Genomic DNA, 14,533 nt, shown 5'->3' with positions numbered 1-14,533 from the left:
AGGTCAGAGAGGAGTACCTTGGAGAAGATCTTCTGGTGTCTGCTACTCAGTCTACAGACGTGAGAGAATCGGTACGTCACGTATGTGAGAGCCCTGCTGCCTTCCAGTGTGGAGATAATAGGGATAGAACCTGGCCAAGATCTACCGCTGTACCTATTCTCTCACACCCTGAGGAGCTGCATAGTCAGGCTATCGTGCACTCTGCTGGGTACTTCAACCTCAAATTTACCGTGGCGTCCTTTATATCTTTTAAGTATCCTTTAAACCATTACTGCATTACAGAAACCTAGAAAAGCCTCTCTCCCAGTAGCTTAGCGCTTAAGGGTGTGAGGGATTAGGTACACAGGTGTGAGAGATTCGGTACCGGCCGTGAGAGAATCGGTACGAGGATGTGAGAGAATCGGTACGAGGATGTGAGAGAATCGGTACCCAGGTGTGAGAGAATAGGTACGCCAGCTGTGGCAGTGCCAGTGGGTGTGAGGGAAAAGGTACGAGCCCCACCGCTCTCCTCCCCACTGCACCTATCTGGAGAGGGTGTGAGAGAATCGGTACTTGGCAATTTTCTTACCAATCAGGCCTCTCTCCTCTTTATCGGCTCCGCAGCCGCTGGGTCGTCCACTCGGTTGGGTCCAGTTTCTCAACCTCCTCTGCGCGGCGGCGAATGACGTGATTAATGGCTTGGGGCTGGATGGCACCTGATCTCTTCGGTTTTCCCTGCGGCGTGAGCGGACGGAAAAGCAAGCCTTGCTCTAGCCTTGCCCTCACAATCCACGATGCCACCGCTCGGGCTGGGCAGTAGTGGAGCTCCAGCTCTTGTCTGAGATGAAGGACCGACTCGAGATTTCCCTCGTCGTCCCGAAGACCAACTTGCAGTGGCGCATCTTCTGCCTTGTCAGCCTCGCTCCGAAGGAAAGTCCCTTCACCACGTAGATGAATATCCTCTACCCGGATGCCAACAATCTCGGTACGGGTCGCACTGGTTGTCGCAATCAGAAGAAGCAGAGCGCGGTTTCGAATTGTCTTATATTCAAAGCCAGGCTCAGGGATGAGATCCTGCTGGGCCGGGCTCAGATCCTCAGCACTGGAGGTCTCCTCCGGAAGGTATTCCATATCTCTTCGGAAGAGCTCCTCCTCACTCATGTCCTCCCTGTCACGGCGGTTCTCGGAGTGGTTTTTGAGGAGCTCTAGGCCGTTTTCGATAACCTCGGCGGCCCTATGGGCGGTTCCGGTTGGGCGAGAAGCCGACTTTTCCTCTCGCTTCTGCTTCCGCACCTCCGCCCACGTCTTCTGGACCTCCGCCTCCTCGAAAGGACTGGGAATATCGTGGTGGTCGTAGACGAGCGAGATCGCTTGGCGTCTCACTGTCAGGGTGGACCAGGCCAGTTCTTTGCGGTCCCTGAGGTAACTTGCGATAGCCTGAAATGGGACCAGTCGGGCACTCTCCTTCTCAAGTCTCGTGGTCCATACGTCTGGGTCCCTGCTTCCACTCCACCATGATAGCAGATCACGCCACGCTGCGCGGTAGGACTGAAATGTCGACGAGCTGTAATCAGACTCAGAACCCTCGAGTGCACTTCTGACGCGTTGAGGGAGCTGAGCTGGCATGGAGGAGGAGTGTAGTTGACTGAAAACACAGCTGACAGATCGTACTCGCTCCTTCTGAAACAGTTTCTCGAAACCCAACTACTAAAAATCGATATCACACACACAGAAAAAAGCGCCCTACCTGAGAGTTATCAGGCAGGGCGCGAGTAAGGCGTGAAGCCTTGTTCCAGAAAAGAGTCGGCAGCGCCAACTGCCGGCTGGACAGACTACTCGCGACCAAGCAAGTAACAGCGCTCGATACCAACCAAGCACTGAACATCATCCAGCGATGGATTCAACTCAGAACGATGATGAAGTTCCCGAAGACGACCTGAGCATTTGGGAAATGCGCCGACGCTCGAAGGCGAAGGCCAAGTGGGAACAGGACCCACTCGACACTGCTCTGCTCATCAGCGGCTACTGGGTAGGACCGGAAGGCGTGGTGGACGCAGATGAGCACGGGCCTGACGCCGTTTTGACCGGTGGCGACGACACAGAAAGAGACGGCTCTGATGCCGACCGGCAAGACGATAGCTCCGGTGAAAACAGTGATGGCGAAAACAACGATGGCGATAACAGTCATGACGACAGCAGTGACGACAACAGTGGCGACGATTGGTCCGGTCTCCGCGAGCGTCTACGTCAGCTAGACCGTGACTATCGCCGTCGCCAACGCTCTGGCCATCTGCCTGAAACCAATGCCCTGCCCGAAGCCAATGCCTCTCCTGCTGGATCTCACGATGAAAAGTCTGAGCAAGGCGGTGGCAGGGACGCTTCCGACTGGGTCGATGACGCCCTCGACAAGCACTTCGAGGAGATCCATGAAAAGCGGCAGGAGAAAAGCGAGGCGCTGAAGCAGTCCCGCAAGCAAAGCGGTGACGGCTTCTCCTGGAAGCAGGTCAACATCCAGGCCTTCCTTGGTAACGAACACGAGCGAAAGGAAGAGGAGTGGGGCACCGATTACCCGGGTGTGGAGATGTGCCAGTCTACTGGCAAAACGCCGACATCCGAAGAGTTCTTGAGCCACGCTCAGGGTGGGCTTCCTGAGGCGCTCTTCGTGAACGCTGACCGGTTCTTAGCTCTACGCCGGGATGAGGTCAGCGACATCACCGAAGGCGTCTATGGCGGCCTCACATACGGCGACACCGCCAACATGGAAGTGGCCATCGTCTCTTACTTAGCCGGCCTTGAGCGAGAGCAGCCAAGTGGCAGGCGCACGATCGAGTACGACCATGGCGAAACCGTCGAGGTGGCGAGTGGAGAGATTGTAGTGTCGATGCAGAAAGTCGCTCGGGCACTGTATCAGCGCTTCTACTTCCACCCCACCCCACGCGGATCTACGACGGCCGACGGCGACTTTCACGCGTTCTATCGCACTGTCACTAATGCATTCGGCCGCCTTGCTAACACGCCGGTGCTGGACCACAATGGCCCAGCTATAGAAACCGGCGATCGCACGTCTGATGCATACGGTCAGCGCTACAGCGTGAACATTCCAGCCATAGCCCAGCTACCGCTATGCTCATCGACACCGCCTGTGCTATTCCAATGCCAAAGCCAACAACCTCCTGCTGGTTCTTATGATGAAAGGTTTGTAGACGGGTACTCACTGGAGCTGGAAGACGGGACTGAAGTCGTCGACGTAGCGGCAATGTACGACCGGCTTGTGGCGACGCATACAGATCAGTGGTCGACCTTCACCGAGCAGGCGGCCAAGTCGACCACCGCATCGAACGACAGCCGTGAGAACTTCCGCACGCGGGAGACCGGGGTCAAAGGCTTCGACTGGCAGCGGCGGCAGGCGCGGCCCTCGACAGTTGACCGCGATGACGACAAAGAGAACTCCCGCCATGTCACCACAGGCGCCTTCAAGCCAGAGTGCTCGACCGACACGGAGCGGAAACACCTGCCCTGTACGGTACCCTTCGTCGTGCTTGAAATCGACGGAGAGACGCCACAGCTCTGCTTGGAATACGCCCGCCGCATCCTGCGCTGGCTCGGCTCGATCGACGTGCCGCTGGAGTCGGTCACCGTTACCTACACGGGCAACCAGAGCTTCCACGTGCGGCTACCGGCCGGACTGTTTGGCAAGCCCATCTTCCGCTCCTCGCGAGAGGCGACGAAGACGCTGCGTGAGCTCTATGGCCTGATCGAAGATAAGATCGACCAGCTTGGCGGTGCCCACGTCGACGGCGCGCTTGCCTCTCCCCTACACCACATCCGCGCGATTGGAAGCGTCCACGAGGGCCGTTACGCCGCAGAGAACAAAACCCGGTATTGTGTAGGCTTCACCGGCGAAGAGATTCTCACGTACCCTCTAAATGCGATTAGGGAGTTTGCCTCTCGCTACGACGGATACACGCTTCCACGGCCGGGCAAGGCGCCGCTCAACGGGAACCTTCAAGACCTTCTCAGAGAGGCATGCACGCTTTCTCAGCAGGTCTACGAAACCGACGACGACCGCTCAACCTCCCGTGGGATCGTCGACAAGATCCGCCGTGAGGGCGTCCAGGAGGGCGAGGAGTTTGGCGATGGGATGGTCGGCCGAAACCTTGCCGCTCGGCTTGTTTCTCTCCACCTACTCCAGAGCGGATGCTCCGACCAAGACGCATGGCTGGCGCTTCAAGACTGGAATGAGAAAAACTCACCGCCGATCGGTGAGGCACCAGGCGACTATCCCACTGAGCTGCGCTACGTCTTCGAGAAGGCACAGGAGGACGCGCCGCGTCTGTAGAGCATGCGGCAGGAGATGTCAGGCGCATGGGAGGTGCATACGACAAAAATCAAGTGACACGTGACACACGCTAGTTTGCTACCAGAGAGGTTGTCCCAGGCCGTTTGAATATCGTTCATACGCTGAAGAAGACAAAGCGAGGAAGCGACGCAGAACCTCTTGCCGCGACGCGGAGTGGGCAAGCAGCGTCGCCGGCGGCTGCTAAAGGGGACCGCAACCATCGACAGAGGGCGCCCGCCGCGGCGCCCACCATTCAACACCCTCAGCTGCATGACCAACACCGACGACCTGATCGACCTGAACGCCGACGACGGCACCGCCCTCCTGTACGACCTCGCCGACATCGAGGGCATCGGCACCACAACAGCTCGCCAGATCCGCGAGGGCCAGCCCTACGACAGCAAGGAAGACCTCCTCGACGCCAGAGGAGTCGGCCCGGCGGCTTACGATAAGGTAAAAGACCACGTCTATGTGGACCTATCTGAGCTGGACCCGACCCACGAGGAGGCCCTTGAACTCGCCGATGAGGTGGATGACCTCTGGCGTCTACACGACGATCACGTCCGGATCGCAGACGAACTTGAATCCGGCTACATAACCCAACTCGTCGAGCAAAAGTTCGGTGACGAATGGGCCGTCACGATCATTCCGACCGGCCTGGCCGGCGGCCGCGCCCGTTACTTTGACGGCGACACCGAGGAGGACGAGACGCGGCGCTACACCGGCACTGAAGAGCGCGCCCGTCAGCTGTTCTCGCGCTGCGCCGACGACATCAACGCGGGGCTCGTGCCCGACCCGCTGGCGACTCGCCACCAGCACACAACCGAGGCCGCCGACGCATCCACCGATTACAAAACGCGTGGTGGCTGGGACCGCGCCAAGATCATGCGCCGCGGGCACGAGATCGCCCACTCGCTCGACGCCGACAGAGACTACTCAGACCGTCTGAGCGAGGGCCTGGCGCGGGCGTGGGATGAGGCCAAGGCCGACCGCAGAGTCGACGCTGAGGCCGGTGAGTGGCGCTGCAACGACACAGATATGGTCATCCACCTTCACGACCAAGAAGTCGATGCTGAGGTCGACGCTGAGGCGGAGGTGCCTCGTCGCAGGCTGGGCGAGGTCGGCGCGGTCGAGGAAGAGGGTGAAAGCTGGGCCGTGAAAATGCGAGAGAGGGGCGGGCGGACGTGGACGCTGTACCTCTACCACGACAAGATTGTCGCTGGACATCCGCGCCGCGACGCAGTTGCTGCCCGCGGCGACGCGAAGCGCTTTATCGACACCTTCGACCGCATGCGCCGATTCGAGGAAGCCCGCGACGGCTTCAACTTCATGGGCGTTGGCATGTCGCTGGAGTACTCGATCGACGAGTTCAGGCGGACATTCAGAGACCACTACCCGCAAGATTGGGCGAAGGTCAAAGAGGCGTTCAATATCGAAAATCCGAGCCTGACCTCGACGACCGAGCCGGACCCTCGCCGCCTGGCTGGCGCTGGATTGGGGCTTTTCTCCACTCCAAGCACACTGAAATAGGCCGCACAACGAGAACCACACTAACCACCGACAGACATCACAAAAACAACGACGCGTTATGCAAGCTGACACGATAACTACGACACTGGAAGTCTTGCACCCGGACGGCGCCACCACCGAGGTCGAGCGTAAAATCGACTATGTCGTCGAGAAAGAGCATGAAAGGCTGATACAAAGCATTAAGCGCAAGCGCAAGCTGCCGAGGATCGCTGCGAAGGCAATAGCTCGCGAGACGCGACAGCAATTTACAGCCACTTCAGGCTCCGTCGGCGGGCAGCGTGTAGACTTTCGCCCGATGCCAGACGACGTGGAGGCGAAGACGTTCAGAGTGCGCGATGGACTTGGCCCGCAGGCAACAGTGCACGGCTGGGTGGAGTGAGTCGTTGTACGAGAAGCTCACCGCAGAGGAGATCGCGGAGCTGGCCAAGGAGCACAGAGACGAGGGCTAGCTGTAACAGAAACCAAGTCAGTATGCTTGACACTAGATGCCCTTAATACTAGGTTACTAGCACTACAGGACTCTACAGTCCTGGTTTGCTAGAAAACTAGAAAACTAGAGAACTACTATGCACGTCGCCAGCACGCTCCATAGCAAAGGCGGGGTGGGGAAGTCCTGCCTTGCCATCAACGTCGCCCGCGATCTTCAGCTGCGAGAGCTAGACGTTTGTATCCTCGACACCGACAAGCAGTCCACCGCCTCCAACTGGCAAGCCTCCGGCGACACTGAGGAGCTGCCAGCGGTTTACTCCATCGAGCAGCCCTCCGCCCTAGAGAAGAATATCAAAGATCTCGAAGGCGCGTTTGACGTGGCGGTCATAGATGGAGGCGCCCACCTGCAGAAGATGCACGCCGCCATCGTCAAGGCATCGGACCTGGTGATGATACCGACCCAACCGGCGCCGGCTGACATCTGGCCGCTCAAGACGATCGTGGAGCTAGTAGAGGCCCGCCGAGAGGTCACAGGAAGCCCGGAGGCAGCGTTTGTCGTGTCCCGGAGGAAGGCCCGCACGCGGCTTTCGAAAGTCGTAGAGGAGACGCTCGCTCCCTTTGAACTGCCGGTGTGGGAGGGCACAGGCGACCGCGTTGCCTACGCGGAGGCGATTGGCAACGGCACCTCCGCCATCGAGTCGGGAGACAAGAAGGCTGCCGCGGAGATTCGACAGATCACTGACAACGTAATCGAGACCCTACGCCATGAGTGATGATCCTATGGGAGATGATCCAATGGGAACCGCGTCGGGTGGGGATGCACCTACCCATCAAGACGCGTCCGACCTCAAGCGAGACGTGGAGCAAGAAGAGTCACAGCTCAGCGTCTACATCCCGGAGTCCATACACAAGAAGCTCCGCGTTAGGAGCGCGGAGACGGGCCGGCCGATGAAGGAGTTGACGGCTGAGGCGCTTGATGAATATCTTTAATTTGAGAGTAATCAAATTTCAGGTACGTTTTTACTACGCGCCTGATGTTGGGTGGGTCAACCCCTACACTCACCATGTATTCTTTGCTCAGAGTCCACTGTAGGCTACACCATGTCTGACAGAGCTGACTACGTAGAAAGTTACTCGACGAAGGTCAATCAAGCCGGGAGTGAAGCCGCAAAACGAGAGCTGTTTAAGAGCTTGCTTGAACGGCTCTTCAATGAGAATGACCGTGCTCGCGAGATTATCGACGACATGAGTCTGGGCGCAGAGTCAGTAGTGGACGTTCCACTCCCGGAGCGCACAAAGACCGGGTACGCTGATACCCAGTACGGAAGGGTAATCATCGAGTTTAAGGACGATCTGAACAAGGATGAGGGAGATGCCCGGAATCAGCTTGCTGAATACGTAGCTGGCAATTGGGAATCTGGTGAGGATTACAACTTTACCCTCCTTGCCACCGACTGTAAGAATTGGAAGGTGTACGCACCTGACCACAAGAAGCTGGTTGGGAATGAAAATATAACCGTAGACGACGTCGAGTTGGAGGAGACAGAGTCATTCCAGATTGACGAAGACCAGCCGGATGAGACGTTCTATTTTCTGGATCGGTACCTCTTTCAAACTCGGCCACAGAAGCCAACCTTGGAACGCATGAAGCAAGACTTCGGCGAGCATTCGCCGATCTTTGTGTCATGTCTGGATCACCTCAGTCAATACTTTGAGGAGGTGCGTGACGATGATCATGTCACAGTAGCGTTTGAGCAATGGCAGCGGTTCCTGAGTATAGCCTATGGTTCGTTTGAAGCTAGGGAAGAAGCATTTCTCGTACACACTTACCTGAGCATTTTGGCGAAGCTACTTGCATATGAGGTGCTGACCGGCGATGACCACATCGATCAGGAGGAGCTTGAAGGCATTCTCCAGGGCAATATATTCGCCAAGTACAACGTCGAAAATTTCGTCGACCAGGACTTCTATGACTGGGTAGGGAGGGAAGAGCACTTTCAGCACCTCCAGCCTGTATTTCGGCAACTGACTAGCCAAATCGGTCAGTATGACTTTTCCCTAGTGGACGAGGACATCCTGAAGGGTGTATACCAAGAGTTGATAGACATTGACACCCGACACCAACTGGGCGAATACTACACTCCAGACTGGCTGTGTGAACGGGTTGTTGACGAACTAGACATAGGAGGGAATAGCAGTGTCCTTGACCCTGCGTGTGGAAGCGGCTCGTTCCTCCGGGCTGTAATCGAAAAGTTCAAAGATGAGCATCCTGATCTTTCAGCTCGAGACATTTTGGAGCGAGTAGTCGGAGTTGACATCCATCCTCTCTCCGTCCAGATTGCCAAGACGACAGTTCTTCTCACACTAAGCGAAAAAATACGGTCACTGAGACGTCCGGTATCGCTCAAGGTGCATCTCTCCAACACTTTGCATGCGCCGGAAGGCAGCGTCGACATGTTCGGCGAAGAATTCCGGATGATGATTGACGGAGATCCTTATCGCATTACAGTCGAAGTTTTCGAAGACCCTACGACGTTCGACGCAGCAATCCGGACGTGCGATAAACTAGCTGAATTCTCGGCTGGTCGGGAAGACTATGATCGGGAGAAGATTGCCTCTTCTTTGCACAATCAAGAGGAGATCGGTGAGTTGTCAGGTAGCGTATTGAAGAGCTTTCATTCCATATACCTTGGAATTAAGAGAGCAAAAGAGGCGGGTAGGGATACAATATGGAGGTTCATTGTTCAGAACCTTTACAAGCCGTACTTTTTGAAAAATAGCTTCGACTTTGTGGTAGGCAATCCACCCTGGATTACCTACGGAGACGTCGATTACGGGAACTACCAAGACGAGCTAGATGATCTTGCTGAAGAGTACAACGTAAAGCCAGACAAAAAGAAGAACTATACTCACCTAGAAATAGCATCCATATTTTTGTCTCACTCTTCATGGTATTTCTTAAAAGACGAAGGAGAGATTGCCTTCGTGATGCCACGAAGCATATTCTCCGGCGACCAGCACGACAAAGCGAGAAAAGGCACTGCAAGAGGGTACAAGATTACTGAGCTATGGGACCTCGGTGGTGTAGACCCGCTATTTAATATTCCATCCTCAGTAGTTTTTGCCGACCAGAAGTACGTTAACAGCCGATTTCCAGAAGAGGGCGTCTCTGGGTATCTGGTCGAAGGCAACCCTCCTGAGCAGAACGTGACTTGGGAAGAGGCTGAGAACCACCTCAACTTCGAGGAAACTCAGTGGCATTACGGGAGGCTCGGCTCACTGACTGCCTTTACCCCATACAAAGTTGAGGCGTCGGAGGCTGTCAACTACTACAAAGACCACTTCAAGCAAGGAGCTACTACAGTACCACGAAACTTTTATTTCGTGGAGCTTGACCAGAAGCGTCCATCCAGTTTGGACAACAGGCTCGTATCCGTAAAGACCAATGAGGAACGACGGAAGTACGCCAGCAAGCGGTGGAAGCCGATCAAGCTATCAGGACAAGTACACAGTGACTACCTGTATCGAACAGCAATCTCTAGTAACGTCGTCCCATTTGCTATAATCGAGCCAGAACTTGTGGTGCTCCCTGTTGAAGTTAATTCTGGTCACCCAAGGATGAAGCATTGGGATGACATGGTAGAAGAAGGCGACTTGAAGACTGCAAAGTGGTTTAAGGAGGTTGAGGAATACTGGGAGTCGAATAAAACAGACAAATCTGAAAAGCTAACCTACCTCGACCGCTTAGACTATCAGTCTGGTATTGTCGATCAGAATACCAATACACCTTATATAGTGATGTATACCTCTTCCTCTAAGGATGCAAACGCTGCGGTACTCAAAAGAGGGGAGGTTGATCTACCGTTTATAGTCGAACATAAAACCTACTGGTACGGAACAAATGACCAGGATGAGGCACACTTTTTAGCAGGCTTCCTTAACTCTGCTGAACCCAATCGACTGATCAAGAGCTTCCAGTCAAGAGGACTCTTCGGGCCCAGGGATGTCCATAAAAAGATCCTTGAAGTACCACTCAACCAGTTTGATCCTGAACACGGAAAACATCAAAGGATCGCACAGATGAGTAGGAAGTGTGCAAAAGAAACTGATCGATACCTTAGAGAAGAGAAAGATACATCGAAACGTTCACCATATCATCTCGGACGTCTCCGTAGCTCTGTGCGAGATCACCTGACAGATCGAATGGAAGAGATTGATAGTATCATACGGTCGGTGATAGAGAAATAGGTAGGTGTGAACAGGTTATATTTCCATCCATGAAATTTATCCGCCAACTCAGTCTGGCAGCTGTTCTGCTGGTTCTTCCTGGCGCTTCAGTTGCACAGGTCCAACCGGGCCAAACGTTTGCGGCCCGAGTCGTTGAGGTCACAGACGGCGACACGTTTGGCGTCCGCCGCTCCGCTGGAGGAGAGGTCATCATCCGCCTCCGCGGTGTGGACGCGCCGGAGTCCGACCAACCCTACGGCACGGCCGCCACACGGGCCGCACGGCGATACGTCGGCGGAAAGAACGTCCGGGTTGCCGTCGAAGAGATCGGCCGCTACGGCCGCGCTGTGGCCCGTATCGAGGCGGAAGGCAGCGACCTTGGAGCGATGCTTATCGGAGACGGCTTGGCGTGGCACTACGACGAGTACGCGCCAAACGAAAGCGAGTACAGGAGGCTGGAGCGCCAGGCCCGCAACGCGAAGCGTGGCCTGTGGTCGCAGTCCAGTCCCGTGCCGCCTTGGGAGTGGCGAGACCGCACCTCGGGGCCAGGCGAGACGAGCTTTGAGGATCGCGACTGCTCGGACTTCGACACCCAGCCGGAAGCCCAGCGGTTTTTCGAACGGCACCGTAGCGACAGCTCGGGCGGCGACCCGCACAATTTGGACAGAGATGGAGACGGCCAGGCCTGCGAAAGCCTTCCAGGCGGGAGAAATATGTGAGGCAGGACTTCTGTAAGATGTAACTGAGTCCAGTCAGTTCTGCACGTCCGAATTGAGGCCCAGCCCAGTCAGGCTGGATTTCCTGTTTCTTGCCTTCTCCTGGTCGGTAGAGTGCCAGTCGGCGGGGCGCCCGCCGAGAACCCACCTGCTACTGCCCGCGTTTCAGTCCTGCTTCGAATAATCAGCCATCTGCCATGCCAACCACAACGACGGCAAAAGAGGAGCACCAAAAGCGGTGGCAGGAGATTGTGGGCGACCCGCTTCTCAGCGATCTTCCCTACAAGACCGAGACCAACCACAGAGGCCAGATTGTCTTGAGCCCACATCAGTTCTCCCACTCCCAGCTCCAGCGCGCAATCCAGAAGAAGCTAGATGCTGTCATGGCTGGAGGAGAAGTGTTTCCAGAGTGCCCGATTACCACAGGGAAGGGAGTGCGCCAGGCAGACGTCACGTGGGCGAGCGAGAGCCGTGTACGGAAAATGGAAGGCGCTGGCGACCCTCCGACCGTCGCGCCGGAAATTTGCATCGAGGTGATGTCCGGGTCAAATGACTGGGACGAGATGAAAGAGAAGCGAGAGCTCTACCGGGAGGCCGGCGCCGAGGAGGTATGGATCGTGACTGAAGACGGAGACGTTCATTTCTTCGCTGAAGAAGAGCTTCAGGCGTCGGGTATCGCAAAGGAGTTCCCGAGCGAGTTGTAGACACGCAGGGTAGACACACAGAGACATACAGAGCTGTAGACAACCGAAGGAGCATCATGGCCGGCTCTGATTTTCCGATTGGCGAAGACGAACCTCAGGAGGGTGGCGGCGCGGCCCGCGTGCCCTTGTCGGAAGCGATTACCGCCGTTCTCGATGTTCTGGACGCATGTGCCGGCGATTTGGCGGCCGTACGGCACCGCCTTCGCCAGAAGGAGCTGCCGGAGGAGTTGGAGATCGACGAGTCCGAGCTGCCCCGGCCCGACGAGCAGGCCCGCCATATCGCTGCTCGACTAGAGACGTGTGCCGGGGCACTCAGGAACGCCAGCGGGGAGGTAGGCGACCAGCCCGGACTGTCGTCCGGTGAGTAGCGTAGGGAGTGGCATAGAGATGAGTTGCATAGAAACGCCCGGCCGATTCTGACCGGGCGACGCGACACCCCCACCGTCCTAGCGAACGAAATGTGTCGCGTGTTTGCAATTGACACAACGAAAAGCACAAAGTCAAGACAGGGCCGGGGACGTTGTGTAGCTAAGTCAGCCCGAAATACGAAAAGCCCGCCGCGGCAAGCGAGCTTTTTTCCATGACTACTGGATTCGTACAATGTACCAAAATCCCACCCCGGGCTGTCAACAGGAACTGTGACGCCGGAGTAACCGAAATAAGAAGAAAAAGTGAAGCAAATGGACAGGCGTTATGCTTCGGGCCCTGAGCGTGTCTTCGAAGCGCAAGCAGGGACCGAAAGTCCCGATCCATTTCTCCGCAGTGCCACATGAGCACTGACGCCCGGCTTCCTTGGTGGGAGTGCCGGGCGTTTCTTTTTGCCGCAGCAGTCTTCTTGCCGCAGCAACTCTCAGATCATTTAGTGATTTCGGAGTTGACGAAACATGACCGATGGTCACTATTAACAGAAAATACGCTTAGTGAGCACGCCCTCTCCGGGGTTGTGCTGTCGTGGCATGGCGGTAGGAACGCACCGATGGGTGCTCCTGCGTCACGGGGAAAGTCCGGTGAAAGGCCGGCGCTTTCGCAAAACGGTTCCAGCCCGAATGCCCGCTCGGAGAAGGGATCACATTCCCCTCAGGCTGTCGTGCTGGAGGGGAAGCCCTGCGTGTCCCAAGGGCATGTGGTCCGCGGCGCGCGAGTTGATTGACGGCGTTAGCCGGACCGTTCCAGGCAGTCCACTCCTGCTGCCGCGGAGCAGTCCTGTGTTAGATCGCCTCTCTCAGCGCGCTCTGACCTTCGCGACGCGCGTCAACCGTCCGAGGTCCTTTTTCTACTAGCCGAGCGTTCTTCTACATGAACCCTCACACTAAAACTGTACCTGCACGACCCGACGACCAGACAGTAATTTCGAATCGAGGCGACGGCGCCTCTCACTCAGGAGATGGAACAGGACCGCCACGGCCTCCGGTGACTGGAGGAGTTGAGAGGCGAGTCGACCGGGCTTTCCAAGAAGCCAGGTCCCGCTACGGAGACACCTGGAACGCCAACTCGGAAGATCTCTCGGACTTTCTGAGGGCTACCGACCCGAAGTCACCACCTGAACGGCTATTCCTGATTCAGCTCTTCAGGGAAGCAGGAGCGCAGCTTGAGACTGCGAGCACTGTCGCCGCGAACCAGTCGGACTGGTTCCTGATACTGACCTCCCCTCCAGATATGAGAAAAAAGCTGGAGGGCTGGCACACCGAGATATGGCTGAAAATACATGCTCAGAAGCAGGTCATACTCGCTGGTCAACCCAAACTCGATGGGCGGCGGTGCTATCCGGACTTCCTGGTCAAGGTGCAGGTGAACGAAGCCAAGTCCTGCCGTCATATATCGAGCAGACGTCCGACGAAAACGGCCCTCAAAATTGCTGTCGAGGTCGACGGTGAGAGCTTCCACTACGACAGCAGGAGGCAAATTGAGGATGATGTGGACCGTCACAACCAGCTTGCGTCCAGAGGGCTCCCATCACTCAGGTGCAACGCCTGGGAGGTGAACAATTCCGAGAGATGCGATGGCACGCTTGACGTAGGAGCAAAGGCCCTGAAGAGACTCTGGACGTTGGCTGGCAGAGAGGTTACGGAGACTCGCTGGCGAACGGCAATGTGAGGTAGCGCCACCTGTGAAGGATTCGGTCCCGGCCGCCATCTCGGTCAAGCAAGACTAGATGGACCCGGTGGACGAGAACCGGACGGAACTGCCTGTGGGCTGATCGAACCTGAGATAAGAGAGCGTCATGGTCGCTGAAGGAGACGAGGAGTTCTACGATAGTGGAGACATGTACGGCGTGATGGTCCTGTCGCAGAGGGACGAGCACGTCTGCGGTGCGTGTTTAGATCACGACGGGAAGGTCTACACCGTTGACGAGAAGCAGGAGAAGAAGCCAATTCCTCACGATGGCTGCACAAACGAGACTTGTCGGTGCAGCTACCTGCCCATCCCGGACAGGAAGACCTATGAGAAGATGCGTTCCGAGGACCCCGACCTGTCGAACCTGCAGGACTGACCGTGACTGGACGATCGTCCGGTCCTCTTGAGACTCACTTACTCGCTCGGAGGAGGTGTATCTGCACGGCCACGAAACTTAGAGACAGTCTGCCGTAAGTCTTTGGCGCACTGGCTAG

The 14,533-nt window shown here is 56.5% G+C and carries 12 protein-coding genes; 11 read left to right on the top strand and 1 reads right to left on the bottom strand.

The features are described from left to right. Positions 1 to 588: 588 nt before the first annotated feature. Positions 589 to 1,605 carry a hypothetical protein gene (locus SRU_RS15160; protein WP_164923751.1) on the bottom strand — a complete coding sequence of 339 codons (1,017 nt, stop codon included), beginning with the start codon at positions 1,603 to 1,605 and terminating at the stop codon, positions 589 to 591. Positions 1,606 to 1,873: 268 nt separating this feature from the next. Between SRU_RS15160 and SRU_RS15155 the strand changes: the two genes are divergently transcribed. The 11 genes from SRU_RS15155 (at position 1,874) to SRU_RS15105 (ending at position 14,415) form a co-directional block, all read left to right on the top strand. Beyond that, positions 1,874 to 4,318 (top strand): hypothetical protein, encoded by a 2,445-nt coding sequence (locus tag SRU_RS15155; protein WP_011405592.1) that lies wholly within the window; start codon positions 1,874 to 1,876, stop codon positions 4,316 to 4,318. Positions 4,319 to 4,588: 270 nt separating this feature from the next. After that, on the top strand, positions 4,589 to 5,848 hold the full coding sequence (locus SRU_RS15150) for a ComEA family DNA-binding protein (RefSeq protein ID WP_164923750.1): 1,260 nt from the start codon (positions 4,589 to 4,591) through the stop codon (positions 5,846 to 5,848). Between the two features lie 58 nt (positions 5,849 to 5,906). Next, a complete protein-coding gene (locus SRU_RS15145; protein WP_011405587.1) occupies positions 5,907 to 6,227 on the top strand; it encodes a hypothetical protein in 321 nt (106 codons plus the stop codon). A gap of 187 nt (positions 6,228 to 6,414) precedes the next feature. Next, entirely contained in the window at positions 6,415 to 7,050 is a 636-nt protein-coding gene (gene parA / locus SRU_RS15140) for a ParA family partition ATPase (RefSeq protein ID WP_011405603.1), read from the top strand. Next, a complete protein-coding gene (locus SRU_RS15135) occupies positions 7,043 to 7,267 on the top strand; it encodes a hypothetical protein (RefSeq protein ID WP_011405602.1) in 225 nt (74 codons plus the stop codon). The genes parA and SRU_RS15135 overlap by 8 nt, the downstream gene beginning before the upstream one ends. A 111-nt stretch (positions 7,268 to 7,378) precedes the next feature. Then, a complete protein-coding gene (locus tag SRU_RS15130; RefSeq protein WP_164923749.1) occupies positions 7,379 to 10,525 on the top strand; it encodes an N-6 DNA methylase in 3,147 nt (1,048 codons plus the stop codon). A gap of 29 nt (positions 10,526 to 10,554) precedes the next feature. Then, a complete protein-coding gene (locus SRU_RS15125; RefSeq protein ID WP_011405601.1) occupies positions 10,555 to 11,223 on the top strand; it encodes a thermonuclease family protein in 669 nt (222 codons plus the stop codon). Positions 11,224 to 11,417: 194 nt separating this feature from the next. Further along, positions 11,418 to 11,924, top strand: coding sequence for a Uma2 family endonuclease (locus tag SRU_RS15120; protein WP_011405595.1), 507 nt, complete (start codon positions 11,418 to 11,420; stop codon positions 11,922 to 11,924). Between the two features lie 56 nt (positions 11,925 to 11,980). Further along, positions 11,981 to 12,292 carry a hypothetical protein gene (locus SRU_RS15115; protein ID WP_164923748.1) on the top strand — a complete coding sequence of 104 codons (312 nt, stop codon included), beginning with the start codon at positions 11,981 to 11,983 and terminating at the stop codon, positions 12,290 to 12,292. Between the two features lie 928 nt (positions 12,293 to 13,220). After that, positions 13,221 to 14,018: a hypothetical protein gene (locus SRU_RS15110; RefSeq protein WP_011405588.1), complete on the top strand. Its 798-nt coding sequence runs from the start codon at positions 13,221 to 13,223 to the stop codon at positions 14,016 to 14,018. 127 nt (positions 14,019 to 14,145) lie between these two features. Beyond that, a complete protein-coding gene (locus tag SRU_RS15105; RefSeq protein WP_011405593.1) occupies positions 14,146 to 14,415 on the top strand; it encodes a hypothetical protein in 270 nt (89 codons plus the stop codon). Positions 14,416 to 14,533: the final 118 nt, after the last annotated feature.

Origin of the sequence: Salinibacter ruber DSM 13855 (assembly GCF_000013045.1) — a bacterium.
GTDB lineage: Bacteria > Bacteroidota > Rhodothermia > Rhodothermales > Salinibacteraceae > Salinibacter > Salinibacter ruber.
This window is presented reverse-complemented; position numbering and strand designations above follow the sequence as displayed.

Excerpts from the sequence above, each read along its gene's own strand:
- SRU_RS15155 (WP_011405592.1), top strand. The coding sequence starts at position 1,874 with ATGGATTCAACTCAGAACGATGATGAAGTTCCCGAAGACGACCTGAGC.
- SRU_RS15145 (WP_011405587.1), top strand. The coding sequence starts at position 5,907 with ATGCAAGCTGACACGATAACTACGACACTGGAAGTCTTGCACCCGGAC.
- SRU_RS15160 (WP_164923751.1), bottom strand. The coding sequence starts at position 1,605 with ATGCCAGCTCAGCTCCCTCAACGCGTCAGAAGTGCACTCGAGGGTTCT.
- SRU_RS15130 (WP_164923749.1), top strand. The coding sequence starts at position 7,379 with ATGTCTGACAGAGCTGACTACGTAGAAAGTTACTCGACGAAGGTCAAT.
- parA (WP_011405603.1), top strand. The coding sequence starts at position 6,415 with ATGCACGTCGCCAGCACGCTCCATAGCAAAGGCGGGGTGGGGAAGTCC.
- SRU_RS15105 (WP_011405593.1), top strand. The coding sequence starts at position 14,146 with ATGGTCGCTGAAGGAGACGAGGAGTTCTACGATAGTGGAGACATGTAC.
- SRU_RS15150 (WP_164923750.1), top strand. The coding sequence starts at position 4,589 with ATGACCAACACCGACGACCTGATCGACCTGAACGCCGACGACGGCACC.
- SRU_RS15135 (WP_011405602.1), top strand. The coding sequence starts at position 7,043 with ATGAGTGATGATCCTATGGGAGATGATCCAATGGGAACCGCGTCGGGT.
- SRU_RS15115 (WP_164923748.1), top strand. The coding sequence starts at position 11,981 with ATGGCCGGCTCTGATTTTCCGATTGGCGAAGACGAACCTCAGGAGGGT.
- SRU_RS15120 (WP_011405595.1), top strand. The coding sequence starts at position 11,418 with ATGCCAACCACAACGACGGCAAAAGAGGAGCACCAAAAGCGGTGGCAG.
- SRU_RS15110 (WP_011405588.1), top strand. The coding sequence starts at position 13,221 with ATGAACCCTCACACTAAAACTGTACCTGCACGACCCGACGACCAGACA.
- SRU_RS15125 (WP_011405601.1), top strand. The coding sequence starts at position 10,555 with ATGAAATTTATCCGCCAACTCAGTCTGGCAGCTGTTCTGCTGGTTCTT.